Below are 17,254 nucleotides of genomic sequence, written 5' to 3'. Positions count from 1 at the left end.
CCCCGCGTCCCCGCGCCCCGCGTCGCCGCGCGCCCGCGTCCCCGCGCCCCGCGTCGCCGCGCGCCGCGTCGTCGTGCCGCGAGACTTCATCCGTGCACCGAAACTGCACGCTCAGCATGCAGTCTCGGTGCACCACTGGAGTCTCGCGGTTCGGGTGGGGGCGGGGCGGGGCGGGGCGGGCAGGACGCCGGGCGGGGCGGGCAGCGCGCGGCGCGCGGCGCGGGTCAGGTGGGGCCGGTCAGATCGCGCAGCGCGCGGGTGTAGGCGGGCACCCGGTAGTACTCGGCGTGCGTGCCGACCTCGACCATGTAGCCGCTGAGGTCGAGTTCCTCGGCGACGCGGTCGACGGATGCCGGCGCTCCGGCCGGCGGCGGGGCCGTGCTCATCGCCGGGAAACCGAGATAGTCGGTGGGCCGCCACAGGCTCACCCACTGCACGCCGGGTGAGGGCAGGAGGGCGCCCCGGAGGCATCCGAGCCGTGCGGGCATGTCCGCTGCCGGCGGGGCCGCCGGCCCGGGGATGCCGCCCTGTGCACGGAAGTCCGCAGCCCAGGGATCGTCGTCGCGCAGGCGCGGCGCCAGGCACGGGGCGGTGCCGAGGGCTGCGGGTCCGAGCAGCTCCGGAAGGAGCCGCCCGAAGAACGCGCGCAGCTGCACTCCGAAGGTCAGCAGCGAGATGCGCTCGAGGTAGCGGCGGGTCGCCGGGGTGCTGGCCAGCACCCCCAGCGCCGAGACGGACAGCACGGCGCCCATGCTGTGCGCCGAGAGCACGACCCTGCGCTGCGGCCCGTCGTCGAGCCACTCCACCAGCCGGCCGGCGATCTCGGGCACCGCGCGCATGCCGTACGAGGGCGGTCCGAACGGATGCCCCGTGCGGGGCAGGTAGCACACGATGTCCCACACCATGCCCAGCGGCCGGCTGCTGCGGGTCGCGGCTCCCATCGCGAGCATGAGCACGAGGCCGAGCCCGATCCACGCGAGCGCGGGGAGCGCGACGGCGAGGAAGGTGCGCACGACCTGGGGCTGCAGCGCGGGAAGCGCGCCCCACAGCGAGACGTGCTGCACGTAGGACGCCCAGGCCCACACGCAGCCGACCACGACGGCCGCGGAGAGGCTGAGCGTCACGATCGCCCCGATCGGCTCGGCGAGGTGGACGCGCGCCGCGAGCCGGCGCCTCGCGCCGATGCGGGCGTAGAGCACCTTGGGCGAGGGCGGGAGCACGCCTCCGTCGACGACGCGGATGTCGCCCGGGGCCCCCGGGGCTCCCCAGGCCTGCGCGCGCCCGGTGACATCGCGCCGCCGGGCGAGGCCGATCGCCGTCCATGCGGCGGCCGCGACGAGGCCCATGGTCACACCCGCCCCGAGCGCCACCCAGCAGCTGGAGACGACGAGGTCCGGCGCGGTGCCCGCCGCGGCGGCGGCATCCCGCACCAGCGCCGCCGCACCGCGCGCGCCGTTGAGGAAGTCGCCCGCCGTCACCACGACGATCGAGCTGGTGGCGGTGCCGACCGCCAGCGCGGTCCCCATCAGGATGCCGGGTCCGCACCCATGCCAGGCGGTGTGGGTCCGATCGCGCCAAGGACGCCAGAACACCCCGCTCGCGGCGATGATCGCGGCGAGCGAGACGATCACCAGCGGGCTCACTCCGGCACCGTACAGCCGTCCCGGTTCCCGGCTCCCGGTCGGATCGAACAGCAGTGCGATCACGAGGACCACGAACAGCGCGAACGCTGCGCCGAGCACGACCCGGGTCCAGCGGGCGCTCCATCCGGCATCCTCGTCCGGCACGATCGTCGTCGTGGGCACAGCGACGGTCAGGATGCCGGTGACGACGAGTCCGAGGGCGGACAGGGCGGCAAGGGTGCCGAACACCTGGAACGACGCGGATGCCGGTGCGCCGGACAGGCAGGTGGCGTCGATGCCGAGGCCGCTGCAGTCCGAGTTCCATGCGACGGCGGCGTGCAGGGCGGTCAGGAGCACGGTGAGCAGCACGGCCCCGGTCAGGTGCAGGCGGGACAGCGGCGCGGTGATGCGGTTCGACCAGAAACCGAGGCGCGACAGCAGCGCCGGAGGGTTCGGCCCCGGAGCCTGCGCAGCGGCGCCGGCATCGGTCGAAGGCATGCCGGGCAGTACGTCGTAGCGGACCCGAGCGACCTCGGACAGCACCCACAGCGCGAGCACGGCGCCGACCGGCACCAGCGCGAACAGGGCGAGCCGCTGGCCCGCGGTCCAGGTCTGGAAGATCGCGAACAGGTCTTCCAGCGGGGTGCACAGCGACGCATCGGCGGCGCACTGGAGCGCCGCGAGGTCGAGGGCGATGGTCGTCACGGTGCACGTGAACAGGAGGGTGAGGAGCAGTCCGAACAGGCGGGTGGTGCCGGCGAAGCGACGGATGCCGCGTTCGGTGGTGGCGTCTGCGGGAAGGCGCCACGACCACTGCGCCGCATTGGCGAGGCTGAACGGGAGGATCAGCGCGTAGGTGACGCGGGCGACGGCACCGGCGGCGATGCCTGCGGCGCCGACGCTGCCGACGTCCGGCGTCGTACGAACCATGCCTCCCCAGGAATACGCCTCACGTTGTATTCCCGGTGGCACATACCCCCGCTGTCCAGGTTTCAGGCCGGTGAGGGCGGATGCCTTCGGTCGCCAGAAGCTCCCCAGTCTGTCGCCGGCGACGAGCTCCACATCGTCGGGACGGAGGTCGAGCAGAGACGCCGCGGTCGTGTTGTTCACGCCGTGGACTCGCAGTTCCAGCACGTCCGGGAGCGTGTCGCTGCCGGCATCCTCGTGGTCCATAGGCGCTCCCGACTCGCAGGGCCTCGTGGCCGTCATGGTAGTCCTCGGGCCCTCCCGCTGCGAGCCCCGCGGCGCGCGCGGCCGGGGTGCGGCGGCAACGGCGCGCGCCGGTAGGGTCGAGACGGCATGAATCGCCTTCTCGTCGCCCTCCTGGCCGCCTTCGACGCCGTCCTCGCGGCCGTGATCGGCGTGGCCGCGGCCCTGGCCCCGCTCGCCGTGCTGTGGGCGTTCGGGATGGGCGGCACGGCGCGCTGGAGCGCGCTGTGGCCCAGCGCCGTGCGCGTGTGGCAGAGCGGGCACCTCGTGCCGCTGCGGGTGGACCTCCCGACCGACTACCTCGTGGCGGCCGGCATCGCAGACGACGCGGCATCGTTCGCCTTCTCGCTCGCCCCGCTCGCCTTCGCCGTCTTCACCGCGAGTTTCGCGGCCCGTTCCGGCGTGCGCGCCGCACGCGCGGGAGCATGGCCGACCGGAGTGCTGGCCGGGACGGCCGCCTTCGCCGCGGCCGCCGGGCTCATGACGGCCACCTCGACGAACCCCGTCGCGGCGGTGTCGGGGTGGCAGGCGGTCCTGATGCCGGCCGTCGTGTTCGCGCTCCCCGCCCTGGGCGGCGCGCTCGTGGCGGCGTGGCGCGACGGAGACGACGGACCGGTCGACCGCTGGCGTGAGCGGGTCGGGCGCGACGCCCGCTGGCGGGACGTGCCCGCCGCGATCGCCCGCGGCACCGCCGCGGCGCTCGCGGGCCTGGTCGGCGTCGGCGCGCTCCTGGTCGTCGTCGGACTGCTCGTGCGCGGAGGCGAGGTCGTCGCGCTCTTCGAGACCGCGCACGTCGACCTTCTCGGCGCGATCGTGCTGACCCTCGGTCAGCTCGCCTATCTTCCGACGCTGATCGTCTGGGCGGCCGCGTTCGCCGCCGGCCCGGGCTTCGCGCTCGGAACCGGCACGAGCGTGTCGCCCGCAGGCACCCAGGTGGGCGTGGTGCCCGGCGTGCCGATCCTGGGCATCGTGCCCGCATCGACCACGCCGTGGCTGCTGCTGCTCGCGCTGCTCGTGGTCGGGGTGGGCGTCGTCGCCGGCGCCGCGGCGCGGGCACGGCTGCTGCGCACGGCGGGGACGGTGGCGACCGGTCCGCGGGTCGTGACCGCGCTCGCGGTGGCCGTGCTGAGCGGGCTCGGCGCCGCCGCGCTGGCCTGGGCCGCCGCCGGCGGGATCGGGCCGGGCCGGCTGCAGACGACGGGGCCGGAGGCGGGCCCGGTCGCCCTGGCCGTGGCGGGCGAGATCGTCCTCGGCGCGGGTGCTCTGCTGTTCGCGGCGCGCGGCGCGCGGCGCGAACGGACGGATGCCGAGGGCCCATCCCGGACCGATGCCGACGGCTCGTCCCGCACGGATGCCGACGGCCCGAAGCCCGCCGACGCGGCGACCGCGTATCCGCTCGACGACGCCGCCCTCGCCGGGCGCCCGACCCCGTTGCCCGATGACGGGGGAGAACCGGGCCGCCGGTAGACTGGGCGGGTGCTCACGGTCGCCGTTCTCATCTCCGGCACCGGCTCCAACCTCAGGGCCCTGCTGGAGGCCGCCCGGCATCCCGACTACCCCGCGCGCGTGGTCGTGGTCGGCGCCGACCGCGAGGCGGCCGGACTCGCGCACCCCGAGGATTTCGGCATCCCGTCCTTTCTCGTCCCGTACGAGCGGTTCGACTCGCGCGAGGCGTGGGGCGAGGAGCTGCACCGGCAGCTGTCGGCGTGGCGGCCCGACCTCGTCGTGCTCAGCGGGCTCATGCGTCTGCTGCCGCCGGCGGTGGTCGCGGCGTGGTCGCCGCGGCTGATCAACACCCACCCGGCCTTCCTCCCCGAGTTCCCCGGCGCGCACGGCGTGCGCGACGCCCTCGCGGCGGGGGTCGCCCAGACCGGGGCCAGTGTCATCGTCGTCGACGACGGCGTCGACTCCGGCCCGATCCTCGCTCAGGAGCGCGTCGCGGTGCTGCCCGGCGACGACATCGCCTCGCTGCACGAGCGCATCAAACCGGTCGAGCGCCGCCTCCTGATCGATGTGGTGCGCCGCATCGCGACGGGCGAGCTCGACCTCGAAGACATCCACTGACCCACAGGAGCACCCGCATGGCCGGTCCGATCATCGACCCCGCCCGCTACCGTCACCGCGACCTCGTCCCGGTGCGTCGCGCCCTCGTATCGGTCAGCGACAAGACCGGCCTGCTGCCGCTGGCGCAGGCGTTGGTCGCCGCGGGGGTGGAGATCGTCTCGACGGGGGGATCGGCTGCGCTCCTGCGCGACGCCGGTCTGCCCGTCGTCGACGTCGCCGAGGCGACCGGCTTTCCCGAGGCGCTCGACGGCCGGGTCAAGACCCTGCACCCGGGGGTGCACGCGGGCCTGCTGGCCGACCTGCGCCTGGAGGACCACGAGCGCCAGCTCGGAGAGCTCGGCATCGCGCCGTTCGAGCTCGTCGTGGTGAACCTCTACCCGTTCGTCGAGACGGTCGCCGCGGGTGCGTCGGCCGATGCCGTCGTCGAGCAGATCGACATCGGGGGCCCGGCCATGGTGCGCGCGGCGGCGAAGAACTTCGCCAACGTCGCGATCGTCGTCTCGCCCGACTCGTACCCGGCGATCGTCGAGTCCATCGGCGCCGGCGGCACCACCCTCGCGCAGCGTCGCGAGCTGGCCGCGCGCGCGTTCGCCCACACCGCCCAGTACGACCGGGCCGTCGCGACCTGGTTCGCCGAGGGCACCCTCGTGGCGGAGGGCGACCTGCCCCAGCACCTGACCATCAAGGCCGAGCGGCTCGCAGCGCTGCGCTACGGCGAGAACGCGCACCAGCGTGCCGCGATCTACACGCGCACCGGCGGACACGGCATCGCGCAGGCGACGCAGCTGCAGGGCAAGGAGATGTCGTACAACAACTACGTCGACGCCGATGCGGCCCTGCGCGCCGTCTTCGACATGGTCCGGCCCGCGGTGGCGATCATCAAGCACGCCAATCCCTGCGGCATCGCCAGCGCGGCCCCGAACGCGCTCGATCCGATCGCCTCGGCGCACCTGCGTGCGCACGAGTGCGACCCGGTGTCGGCATTCGGCGGTGTGATCGCGGCGAATCGCACCGTGACGCTGAAGATGGCCGAGAACCTCCGCGAGATCTTCACCGAGGTGATCGTCGCGCCCGACTTCGCGCCGGAGGCCCTGGAGGTGTTCGCCCTCAAGAAGAACCTGCGCGTGCTGCGGCTGCCGGCCAACTGGCGTCAGGAGCGCATGGACGTGCGGCTCGTCTCGGGCGGACTGCTCCTGCAGGACGCCGATCGCTTCCCGGAGGACATCGGCGAGGTGTGGCGGGACTGGAAGCTCGTGACCGGCGAGCAGCCGACGGATGCCGAGATGTCGAACCTCGCGTTCGCCTGGAAGGCGTGCCGGGCGGTGAAGTCGAACGCGATCGTGCTCGCCAAGGGCGGTGCGACCGTCGGAATCGGCATGGGGCAGGTGAACCGGGTGGACTCGTGCCGGCTCGCGGTCGAGCGGGCGGGGGCGCGGGTGGTCGGTTCGGCCGCGGCATCCGACGCGTTCTTCCCGTTCGCCGACGGGCCGCAGGTGCTGATCGACGCCGGCGTCACCGCGATCGTGCAGCCGGGAGGCTCGGTGCGCGACCAAGAGACGATCGATCTGGCGCGCGAGCACGGCGTCACGATGTTCTTCACCGGCGAGCGGCACTTCTTCCACTGAGCCGCCGCGCAGCGGCCGCCCATCGGCGTTCACTGGGCGCACATCGTCGCCGATCTCGGCTGACGCGGCAAGACGGGCCAAGTGATCCGGGGCGCCCCCGTGTTCACTGGGCGCATACTGCCGCGGATGTGCCGCCAGGCGACCATACGCGCCCAGCGAACGGGACGCCTCGCGGCGCCGACGGCATCCGCGCTACGCCGCCGCCGTTCGGTCCCACTCGCGCGGGGTGAGGTCGGGACGGCGGTGCATGTAGCCGTTGGTCAGCAGCGGCGACGAGATGATCATGTCGGCGCTGGCGACGTTGCACGCCATCGGGATGTTCCAGACGGCGCCGATCCGCAGCAGCGCCTTCACGTCGGGATCGTGCGGCTGCGCCTCCAGCGGGTCCCAGAAGAAGATCAGCAGGTCGAGGGCGCCCTCGGCGATCCGGGCGCCGATCTGCTGGTCTCCGCCCACCGGTCCGGACAGGAACCGATGCACGCGCACGCCCAGCTCGTACTCGAGCATCGTCCCGGTCGTGCCGGTGCCGTAGAGGTGGTGCTGGCTCAGGGTGCTGCGGTTGTAGTCGGCCCAGCGCAGCAGCTCGGGCTTCATGTTGTCGTGGGCGACGAGCGCGATGTGGCGCTTGCTTGTGGTCGGCATGAGGAGACCTCCTTCGTGCGCACTGGCATCCATCGTGCCCGCCCCGCGTTGCTCGCAGGTTACGCGAGCCTGGTCGGCGGGTTACGACAGCCGATGAGCACGCCGGGTACGGCCGGCGCAGCGGTCGCGTCGAGGGGCCGTGGGTCCGTGGCGGTCGCGAGCAGGCGCGCTTCTGCGGTCAAGATCGTCGTGTCCGATTTCCGCCAGCCGAGCGGGTCGGCGTGTGTCAGGCTGGACGCATGAGCAGCTCGGCCATGACCTTCGACGAGCGTTACCGCGCCATCGCGTCGCGCGACCGGCGCTTCGACGGGCAGTTCGTCACCGCGGTGCGCTCCACCGGCATCTACTGCCGGCCGAGCTGTCCCGCCCGCACTCCGAAGCCGGTGAACGTCACGTTCTTCCCGACCTCGGCCGCCGCGCACGAGGCCGGCTACCGCGCGTGCAAGCGGTGCCTCCCCGAGGCGGCGCCGGGCTCCCCGGACTGGAATCTGCGCAGCGACACCGCCGGACGTGCGATGCGGCTCATCGCCGACGGCGTCATCGAGCGCGAGGGCGTGCCGGGGCTCGCGGCACGCCTGGGCTACTCGTCGCGGCATCTGACCCGCCTGCTCACCGCCGAGCTCGGCGCCGGTCCGCTGGCCCTGGCGCGTGCCCAGCGCGCCCACACCGCGCGTATGCTGCTCGTCGGCACCGACCTGACGGCATCCGACATCGCCTTCTCGGCGGGATTCGCCAGCGTGCGCCAGTTCAACGACACGATCCGCGAGGTGTTCGGGATGCCGCCGCTCGAACTGCGCGCCCGACGCCGTCGCAGCGATGCCGCGCCCGGCGCGATCGACCTGGTCCTGCCGTATCGCGGGCCGCTCGACGCCGACGGGCTGTTCGCGTGGATGGCCGCACGCGCACTGCCCGGAGTGGAGGTCGCGACCGCCGACTCCTATGCGCGCACGGTCGCGCTGCCGGGCGGACCGGCGTGGTTCCGGCTGCACCGTGCGGGTGTGCAGCTGCGGCTCCAGGCGCGGCTGCACCGGCTGAGCGACCTGCCGGCGCTCGTGGCCCGGGCGCGGCGGCTGTTCGACCTCGACGCCGACCCCCTCGCCGTGGATGCCGCGCTCGCGGCCGACCCGAAGCTCGCACCGCTCGTGGCCGCCGTGCCGGGTGTTCGGGTGCCGGGGGCGATCGACCCCGGCGAGATGCTGATCCGCGCCATCGTCGGCCAGCAGGTGAGCGTGGCGTCGGCCCGGACCTCGCTGAGCCGCCTCGCCGAGGAGCTCGGCGAGGCGGCACCCGAGCACGAGGGCACCTCCCGGCTGTTCCCGAGCATGGCCGCGATCGCCGATCGCGGCCATGCGGTGCTCCGGGGCCCGGCGGCCCGCGTCCGCGCCGTCACCGGCGCGGCCGCGGCCTTGGCCCGCGGGGACGTGAGGCTGAGCGCGGGGGACAGCAGCGCCGCGCAGCGCGCGGAGCTGCTGTCCCTTCCCGGGGTCGGCCCGTGGACCGCGGACTACGTGCGCATGCGGATCACCGGCGACCCGGACGTCTTCCTCCCCGGGGACGTCGCGGTGCGCGCGGGGGCGGCCGCCGCGGGCCTGCCGGGGGCAGCGCGCGAGCTGGAGACGTGGGCGGCGCGCACCGCGCCGTGGCGGAGTTACCTGACCGCGCACCTGTGGCGTGCTGCGCCGGTGCGACGGGGGCCCCGGGTGGTGCGGCGGGGGTCCGAGGCCGCGCCGGTGCGACGGGGGCCCCGGATGGCGGCACATCGTGTCCCGCTTACAGGGCCGATCGACCCCTGAGGCCGTTCCGACCCCGCCCAAGGCCGATCCGGCCTGTAAGCGGAACAGAAACCGCCTCCGACCACCGCCAGAGCAACAGAAGAAGGACCGTCATGACCGCGATCCAGACCCTCGACACCCCCGACGGCCCGTTCACGCTGCTCGCCGACGCCGAGGGGCGTGTGCTCGCCAGCGGCTGGACCGGCGAGCAGGGACGGATTCTCGCGCGCCTTCGCCCCGCCGATCGCCCGCACGACGTTCGAGCAGGTGAGACCGAGGCCGCGGCCGCCGTCCAGGCCTACTACGACGGCGAGCTCTCCGCGATCGATGCCGTGCCCGTTGCGCAGCACGGCACCGAGCTGCAGCGGGCGGGCTGGGCGGCTCTCCGGCGCATCGCGCCGGGGGAGCCGCTCAGCTACACGGAGTTCGCGACCGCGCTCGGCCGGCCGAGCGCGGTGCGCGCCGCGGCCTCGATCTGCGCGCGCAACGCACCCGCGCTGTTCGTGCCCTGCCACCGTGTGCTGCGCGGCGACGGATCGCTCGGCGGCTTCGCGTGGGGCGTCGAGGTGAAGGGCTCGCTCCTGGCCCGCGAGGCCGGCGCGCGTCGCGCCTGACCTGCCTTGCCCCCACACCCGCGAGGGTGCCCTGTATCCCCGCGAGGGTGCCACCTATCCCCGCGGGGGTGCCACCTATCCCCGCGGGGGTGCCACCTATCCCCGCGAGGGTGCCTGCACCCGGCGGACCCAACTGGCACCCCGGCGGGGCCAACTGGCACCCTCGCGGGGATACAGGGCACCCTCGCGGGGATACAGGGCACCCTCGCGGGGAGGGGACGGCGGGAGGGAGGAGCGGGGCGGGGAGGGCGGGGCGGGAGGAGCGGGGAGGGCGGAGCGGGGAGGGCGGAGCGGGGAGGGGACGGCGGGCGGGGAGGGCGGGCGGGAGGGAGGGCGGAGCGGGGAGGGAGGAGAGGAGCGAGGAGGGCGGAGCGGGGAGGGAGGAGCGGGGAGGGCGGAGCGGGGCGGGAGGACCGTGGTTGCGCGCAGCGCAGTCCGGGCATAGCCTGGAGGGCTGTCGTGTCGCCGTGTCGGTGACCTCCGACGTCGAATGCCGCTCGAACCCAAGGAGGATGCCATGTTTCAGGCCGTCGTGATCGCGAAGCCCGCCACGGTCGCCGTCCTCCGGGTCGGCTCCGGGCGCCACGCCTAGCAGGCCCGTGCCCCGGACGGCATAGACCCGTCCGCCTCCGCGTTCACCCTTCACAGGCCCCGGTCCGCGCTCGCGTCGTCGCGCGCGTCACGGAGACCGGCGTCCGCCCGTGTTCCACGAGAACCCCGAACGAACCCACAAGGATCATGCCCTCCTCCGACCGCACCCCGACCGACATCGGCGCCGCGCCGCAGCGGCGCGGCGCGCAGCTGTCGACCGCCCGCGCGCTTGCGCGACTGATGCCGTTCGCGCGCCCTGCACTGCCCCGGCTCGCGCTGGGCGCGGTCAGCGCGCTCGTGGCGAGCCTGCTGGCTCTGTCGATCCCGCTCGTGCTCGAGGCGCTCGTGCGCGGGCCGATCTCCTCCGGCGACCGCGCGCAGCTGAGCTGGGGCGTGCTCGCCGTCCTCGGGCTCGGACTGCTCGAGGCCGCCATGGTATGGGCGCGGCGATGGCTCGTGATGCACCCCTCCGCGAACATCGAGTACGCCATGCGGACCTCGTTCTACTCCCGCCTGCAACGGCTGCCGGTCGCGTTCCACGATCGCTGGCAGTCCGGCCAGCTGCTCTCGCGCATGATGCAGGACCTCGGCACGATCCGGCGCTGGTTCGCCTTCGGTCTCGTCCTCCTCGTGGTCAACGTGCTCACCATCGCCGTCGGCAGCGCGCTGCTGTACCGCTGGCACTGGCTGCTGGGGACGGTGTTCCTCGTCACGAGCCTGCCGCTGTGGTACGCCGGCTACCGCTTCGAGCGCACGTACGGCGCGCTCACGCGACTGAGCCAGGATCAGGCCGGCGACCTCGCCACCTCCGTCGAGGAGAGCGTGCACGGCATCCGGGTCCTGAAGGCGTTCGGCCGCGGAGGGCATGCCCTGCGCGCCTTCGTGCGGCAGGCCGAGACCCTGCGCGCGACCGAGATCGGCAAGGCGCGCGCGGTCGGCTGGATCTGGTTCTGGCTCGTGCTCCTGCCCGACATCGCGTTCGCGCTGTGCCTGGGCGCCGGCATCCTGCTCGCCCAGCTGGGCCAGCTGGCCGTGTCTGAGCTGATCGCGTTCTTCGCCATGGCGACCGTGCTGCGCTGGCCGATGGAGTCGATCGGGTTCCTCTTCTCGTTCCTGCTCGACGCCCGCACCGCGACCGACCGCCTGTACGAGGTGTTCGACGAGGAGAACACGATCGTCGACCCGGCCGAGCCGGTCCGCCTCGACCGGCCACGGGGGGCGCTCGCGTTCGAGGGCGTGCACTTCCGATATCAGGATGCCGCGGCCGCCGAGCGCGACGTCCTCGACGGCATCGACCTCGAGCTCCGGCCCGGGGAGACGATGGCCCTGGTGGGTCTCACCGGCAGCGGCAAGACGACCCTCACGACCCTGCCCGCGCGGCTGTACGACGCGACGGCGGGCCGGGTGACCCTCGACGGCGTCGACGTGCGCGACCTCACCCTGCACGAGCTGCGCACCCACGTCGGCATGGCCTTCGAGGACGCGACGCTGTTCTCGCAGAGCGTGCGCGAGAACGTGCTGCTCGGTCGAGAGGACCTCGCCGCGGGCGGTCCCGACGCGGATGCCGTGCTGCGCGAGGCGCTCGCGGTGGCTCAGGCCGGGTTCGTGGACGAGCTTCCCGACGGGGTCGACACGATCATCGGCGAGGAGGGGCTGAGCCTTTCCGGCGGTCAGCGGCAGCGGCTGGCGCTCGCTCGTGCGGTCGCGGCGCGGCCGATCGTGCTCGTGCTCGACGACCCGCTGTCGGCCCTCGACGTCGATACCGAGGCGCTCGTCGAAGACGCGCTGCGCGAGGTGCTCGCCGACACGACCGCGCTCGTGGTGGCCCACAGGCCTTCGACCGTGGCCCTGGCCGACCGTGTCGCGCTGCTGCAGGACGGCCGCATCGCCGCGGTCGGCACGCATTCCGAGCTGCTGCGCTCCAGCGCGCACTACCGGCACGTCATCTCGAGCCTCGAGGTCGATCGGGCGCGCCCGCGCGAGACGGAGGCGACCCGATGAGCACGTCCGTCCATGGCATCGGCGGCGAGGACCGCACCGACTACACGCGCGAGGAGTCCCGGGCGATCCGCCGGCGTTCGCTGCGCCTGCTGGGCTCGCTCGTCGCAGGCCTGCGCGCGCAGTTCGTGCTCGCCGGCGTGGTGCTCGTGGTCTCCACCGCGATGCGCGTGCTCGGGCCGGCCCTGGTCGCCTACGGCATCGACGCGGCGCTGCCGGCGGTCGTCGACGAACTGGACTGGACGCCGACGGTGCTCGTCGTCGCGGTGTACCTGGTCACGGCCGTGCTCGGGGCTGCGCTCATCGGCTGGTACGCGGTCATCGCCGCACGGCTCACGCAGGCGGTCATGCTCGACCTGCGCACCCGCATCTTCCGGCATACGCAGCGGCTGAGCCTGGAGTTCCACGAGTCATACACCTCGGGGCGCATCATCTCGCGGCAGACCAGCGACCTGGAATCGATCAGGGAGCTGCTGGACGGAGGCCTCAACGAGCTCGTCTCCGGAGTCCTCTATGGTGCTTTCACCCTCATCGCGCTCCTGCTGCTGGACTGGCGCTCCGGCGCGGTGCTCCTGGTCATGGCGGTGCCGCTGGCGGGATTGACGCGGTGGTTCTTCGTCAACGCGCAGCGCGTCTACCGCGAGTCGCGCGTGATCAGCGCGCGGGTCATCGTGACCTTCGTGGAGACGATGACCGGCATCCGCGCCGTCAAGGCGTTCCGCAAGGAGGAGCGCGACGACCGTGTGTTCGGGAAGGAGGCCGCCGACTACCGCGACGTGAATCTCCGCTCGATGAGGCTGTTCGGCATCTTCGACCCCGGCATGATGACGGTCGCGGCGGTGTCGGTGGCGCTCGTGCTGCTGTGGGGCGGCCTGCGCGTGGCCGACGGGACTCTGTTGATCGGGACGCTCCTTGCCGCCGTGCTGTACGTGCGCAACTTCTTCTCCCCGCTGCAGGAGGTGGTGTTCTTCCTCAACTCCTACCAGGCGGCCACCGCGGCGCTGGAGAAGGTGTCGGGGGTGCTGGAGGAGCGTCGGTCGGTGCCCGACCCGGTCGACCCGGTGCCGCTGGAGCACGCGCGCGGCGGCATCCGATTCGACGACGTCGTGTTCGGCTATGCGGGCGACCGCACGATCCTCCCGCGCTTCACCCTGGGGATCCCCGCGGGGCAGACCGTGGCGCTGGTGGGCACGACGGGGGCGGGCAAGTCGACGCTCGCCAAGCTGGTCGCGCGCTTCTACGACCCCATCGAGGGCCGCGTGACGCTCGACGGCGTGGACCTGCGGCGGCTGCGTCCGAAGGACCTGCGGCGGGCGATCGTGATGGTCACGCAAGAGGCGTACCTGTTCAGCGGCACCGTCGCCGACAACATCGCACTCGGCAGGCCCGACGCGACGTTCGAGGAGATCCGCGCGGCGGCTCGGGCGGTGGGGGCGGATGCCTTCATCCAGCGCCTCCCGCACGGGTACGACACCGACGTGAACAAGCGCGGCGGGCGCGTGTCGGCCGGGCAGCGGCAGCTGATCTCGTTCGCGCGGGCGTTCCTGGCGGACCCGGCGGTGCTGATCCTCGACGAGGCGACCGCGTCGCTGGACATCCCGTCGGAGCGGCAGGTGCAGCAGGCGCTGCAGACCCTGCTGGCCGACCGGACCGCGATCATCATCGCGCACCGCCTGTCGACGGTGGCGATCGCCGATCGGGTGCTGGTGATGTCGGGCGGCGAGATGGTCGAGGACGACACCCCCGAGGCTCTCATCGCCGGCGACGGAGCGTTCGCGAAGCTGCACGCCGCCTGGCGCGAGTCGCTGGTCTGACGCCCCCCCGCGAGACCGCGCGTCTGCACCGTTTTCAGGGCTCAAACGGTGCAGACGGGAGGTTTCGCGAGGCTGGGCGGGCGTACCCGGGTGCGGGACGGCGATGGCGTGACGCGACGCCGGGGTATCTTGATACGGACCGCATGGCCACGCGAACGGGAGCACGACAGGTGACCGAGCCCACAATCATCTACACCCACACCGACGAGGCTCCGGCGCTCGCGACGGCGTCGTTCCTGCCGATCGTGCAGGCCGTGACCGGCCGGGCGGGGGTGTCGATCCAGACGCGCGACATCTCGCTGGCCGGGCGGATCCTCGCCGCCTTCCCGGAGCGCCTGCGAGACGATCAGCGCGTCGGCGATGCCCTGGCCGAACTCGGCGAGCTGGCGAAGACCCCCGAGGCCAACATCATCAAGCTGCCGAACATCTCGGCATCCATCCCGCAGCTGAAGGCCGCGATCGCGGAGCTGCAGGCCGACGGCTACGACCTGCCCGACTACCCGGACGAGCCGACGACCGATGCCGAGCGCGACGCCCGCGCCCGCTACGACCGCATCAAGGGCTCCGCGGTCAACCCCGTGCTGCGCGAGGGAAACAGCGACCGTCGCGCCCCGCTGTCGGTGAAGAACTACGCCCGAAAGCACCCGCACCGCAACAAGCCGTTCGCCGAGGGCTCGAAGACGCGCGTCGCGACGATGGGCCACGACGACTTCCGCTCGAACGAGAAGTCGGTCGTCATCGCCGCCGACGATGTGCTCGCGATCCGGCACGTGGCGTCCGACGGCACGGTCACCCCGCTCAAGACGGGGCTGACCGTCGTCCCCGGTGAGGTGGTGGATGCCACGTTCCTCTCCGCTACGGCCCTCGACGCCTTCCTCGCCGACACGCTCCGCGCCGCGAGCGACGACGACGTGCTGTACTCGGTGCACCTGAAGGCCACGATGATGAAGGTGAGCGACCCGATCATCTTCGGCCACGTCGTCAAGGCCTACTTCGCCGACGTGTTCGACCGCTACGGCGACGCGATCGCCGCGGCCGGACTCACCCCGAACGACGGGCTCGGCGCGATCCTCGCGGGCCTGCCTCTCGTCGCCGGCGGCGACGAGATCGCCGCGGCGATCGCCGCCGACCTCGCGCGCGGGCCCCGCCTGTCGTACGTGAACTCCGACCGCGGCATCACGAACCTGCACGTGCCGTCCGATGTGATCGTGGACGCCTCGATGCCGGCGCTCATCCGCAACGGCGGCAAGCTGTGGGGCGCCGACGGCGGCGAGGACGACACGCTGGCCGTCATCCCCGACTCGTCCTACGCGGGGGTCTACCAGACGGTCATCGAGGATGTCATCGCGAAGGGTCCGCTCGACCCCGCCACGATCGGCACCGTGCCGAACGTGGGGCTCATGGCCCAGGCCGCCGAGGAGTACGGCAGCCACGACAAGACGTTCGAGATCGCGGCATCCGGGGTCGTCCAGGTCGTGAACCAGGACGGCGAGGTGCTGATCGAGCACGAGGTGCGGCCCGGCGACATCTGGCGCGCCACGCAGACCAAGGACGTCGCGATCCGGGACTGGGTGGGGCTCGCGGTCACGCGTGCGCGCGCCACCGGCGCCCCCGCGGTGTTCTGGCTCGACGAGGACCGCGCGCACGATGCGACCCTCATCGGCAAGGTGCGCACCTACCTCGCCGAGCATGACACCGACGGCCTCACGATCGAGATCCTGCCGCCCGCCGCCGCGACCCAGTATTCGCTGGACCGCCTGCGTGCGGGAGCGGACACGATCTCGGTCACCGGCAACGTGCTGCGCGACTATCTCACCGACCTGTTCCCGATTCTGGAGGTCGGCACGAGCGCCAAGATGCTCTCGATCGTGCCGCTCCTGGCCGGCGGCGGCCTGTTCGAGACCGGAGCCGGCGGGTCGGCCCCCAAGCACGTGCAGCAGCTCGTGGCCGAGGACTATCTGCGCTGGGACTCGCTGGGGGAGTTCTTCGCGCTCGCCGCGTCGCTGGAGCACTTCGCCGAGTTCACCGGCAACGCGCAGGCGAAGGTGCTGGCCGACACGCTGGATGCCGCCACCGGCGCCTTCCTGGAGCACGACCGGTCGCCGGGGCGCAGGCTCGGCACGATCGACAACCGCGGCAGCCACTTCTACCTCGCCCTGTACTGGGCGCAGGAGCTCGCCGCGCAGCGGGACGACGCCGCTCTCGCGGAGACGTTCGCGCCGGTCGCGGCGGCGCTCGCCGAGCGCGAGGGGCAGATCGTCGCGGAGCTGCTGGCCGTGCAGGGCTCGCCCGCCGATATCGGCGGCTACTACCGCCCCGACCCGGCGAAGGTCGCGGCGGTCATGCGGCCGTCGGCCGCGTTCAACGAGGTCATCGACGCGCTGGGCTGACCTCTGCCCCGGGCTGACCTCTGCCCGCCCGGCCCCTCGGGGTGCCCCGGTCGCACCCTGCCCGCGTCACACCCTGCCCGCACCCTGCCCGGGCCGAGCCCGGTCGCGCCCTGCCCGCGCCGAGTCACTGTCTTGCGGGCGAGTCACTGCGCTGGAGGGCAGTGACTCGCGAGCAAGGCAGTGACTCGCGTGGCAAGGCAGTGACTCGCGAGGGGGCGCGAGGGGTGCGCGAGGGGGCGCGAGGGGGCGCGAGGGGTGCGAGGGTGCGCGAGGGGTACGCGAGGGTGCGCGAGGGGGCGCGAGGGTGTGCGAGAGGGCTCGAGCGCGCCCGGCGGGCGGGGATGCCGTGCGTCAGACCCGGATCTCGGCGATGACCTCGCCGTACTCGGTCTCGCCGACCGGCTCGAAACCGACCCGGCGGAAGAAGGCCTCCGGGCCGCCCTCGCCGCCCTCGAAGATCGCGTCGATGTGGTCCATGCCGCGGCGGCGCGCCTCGGCCACCAGGTTCTCGATGATGAAGCGCCCGACGCCGCGGCCCTGGTCGTCGGCATCGACGTTGATGCGCCACAGCACGGAGCGGAAGTGCTCCTGCGGTGCGTCCGGATCGAAGCTGGCGCTGACGAAGCCGACCACCTCGTCGCCGTCGAGCACGACCCGCTGCCATGCGGTGGCCGGGTTGACGACGGCGGCGGCCACGGCATAGCTCGTCGGCGCCAGATACTGCTCCTGTCCGGGCTTGAGCGACATGGCATTGACCGCGACGATCGTCGCGGCGGACAGATCCACGAGTCGTAGCTGAGTCATGGGTCCAGGCTACCCGCCGTTCGATCGGGCGGCACCCGGTGCGGTCACCCCGTGGACAACACACTGGATTCGTTCACCGTCGCGTCACCGCGGTGACGGAACGAAGAGT

Annotated in this window: 11 protein-coding genes; 8 read left to right on the top strand and 3 right to left on the bottom strand. The window is 73.1% G+C overall.

Translation table 11 applies throughout. From position 1 onward, the window contains the following. Window positions 1-224 precede the first annotated feature (224 nt). Entirely contained in the window at window positions 225-2,795 is a 2,571-nt protein-coding gene (locus QM641_RS07790; protein ID WP_415115148.1) for a hypothetical protein, read from the bottom strand. Between the two features lie 126 nt (window positions 2,796-2,921). On the opposite strand from QM641_RS07790, the gene QM641_RS07785 reads away from it, so the two are divergent. Genes QM641_RS07785 through purH form a run of 3 tightly spaced genes read left to right on the top strand, consistent with a single transcriptional unit; the run spans window position 2,922 to window position 6,520 of the window. Beyond that, a complete protein-coding gene (locus QM641_RS07785; RefSeq protein ID WP_415115146.1) occupies window positions 2,922-4,298 on the top strand; it encodes a DUF6350 family protein in 1,377 nt (458 codons plus the stop codon). Window positions 4,299-4,307: 9 nt separating this feature from the next. Next, window positions 4,308-4,895, top strand: coding sequence for a phosphoribosylglycinamide formyltransferase (gene purN, locus QM641_RS07780; RefSeq protein WP_415115144.1), 588 nt, complete (start codon window positions 4,308-4,310; stop codon window positions 4,893-4,895). 17 nt (window positions 4,896-4,912) lie between these two features. Beyond that, the gene (gene purH / locus QM641_RS07775; protein WP_415115142.1) at window positions 4,913-6,520 is read left to right on the top strand and encodes a bifunctional phosphoribosylaminoimidazolecarboxamide formyltransferase/IMP cyclohydrolase; all 1,608 of its coding nucleotides are present in this window, start codon (window positions 4,913-4,915) and stop codon (window positions 6,518-6,520) included. 192 nt (window positions 6,521-6,712) lie between these two features. On the opposite strand, the gene QM641_RS07770 is transcribed toward purH, so the two are convergent. Next, entirely contained in the window at window positions 6,713-7,162 is a 450-nt protein-coding gene (locus QM641_RS07770) for a methylglyoxal synthase (protein WP_415115140.1), read from the bottom strand. Window positions 7,163-7,401: 239 nt separating this feature from the next. Here QM641_RS07770 and QM641_RS07765 point away from each other — a divergent pair, with 239 nt between their 5' ends. The 5 genes from QM641_RS07765 to QM641_RS07745 all read left to right on the top strand — a co-directional run bounded on the left by QM641_RS07765 (window position 7,402) and on the right by QM641_RS07745 (window position 16,341). After that, entirely contained in the window at window positions 7,402-8,955 is a 1,554-nt protein-coding gene (locus QM641_RS07765) for a DNA-3-methyladenine glycosylase 2 family protein (protein ID WP_415115138.1), read from the top strand. 92 nt (window positions 8,956-9,047) lie between these two features. Continuing rightward, on the top strand, window positions 9,048-9,548 hold the full coding sequence (locus tag QM641_RS07760; RefSeq protein ID WP_415115136.1) for a methylated-DNA--[protein]-cysteine S-methyltransferase: 501 nt from the start codon (window positions 9,048-9,050) through the stop codon (window positions 9,546-9,548). Window positions 9,549-10,286: 738 nt separating this feature from the next. Continuing rightward, window positions 10,287-12,140, top strand: coding sequence for an ABC transporter ATP-binding protein (locus tag QM641_RS07755; protein ID WP_415115134.1), 1,854 nt, complete (start codon window positions 10,287-10,289; stop codon window positions 12,138-12,140). Further along, window positions 12,137-13,951, top strand: coding sequence for an ABC transporter ATP-binding protein (locus QM641_RS07750; protein ID WP_415115132.1), 1,815 nt, complete (start codon window positions 12,137-12,139; stop codon window positions 13,949-13,951). Before QM641_RS07755 ends, QM641_RS07750 begins: the two co-directional genes overlap by 4 nt. A 170-nt stretch (window positions 13,952-14,121) precedes the next feature. Further along, window positions 14,122-16,341 (top strand): NADP-dependent isocitrate dehydrogenase, encoded by a 2,220-nt coding sequence (locus QM641_RS07745; RefSeq protein ID WP_415115130.1) that lies wholly within the window; start codon window positions 14,122-14,124, stop codon window positions 16,339-16,341. A gap of 351 nt (window positions 16,342-16,692) precedes the next feature. Here the strand turns inward: QM641_RS07745 and QM641_RS07740 are convergent, their stop codons facing one another. Next, window positions 16,693-17,145 (bottom strand): GNAT family N-acetyltransferase, encoded by a 453-nt coding sequence (locus QM641_RS07740; protein ID WP_415115128.1) that lies wholly within the window; start codon window positions 17,143-17,145, stop codon window positions 16,693-16,695. Between the last annotated feature and the right edge of the window lie 109 nt (window positions 17,146-17,254).

Source organism: Microbacterium sp. (genome assembly GCF_047605725.1).
In the GTDB taxonomy this organism is placed as follows: domain Bacteria; phylum Actinomycetota; class Actinomycetes; order Actinomycetales; family Microbacteriaceae; genus Microbacterium.
This window is presented reverse-complemented; position numbering and strand designations above follow the sequence as displayed.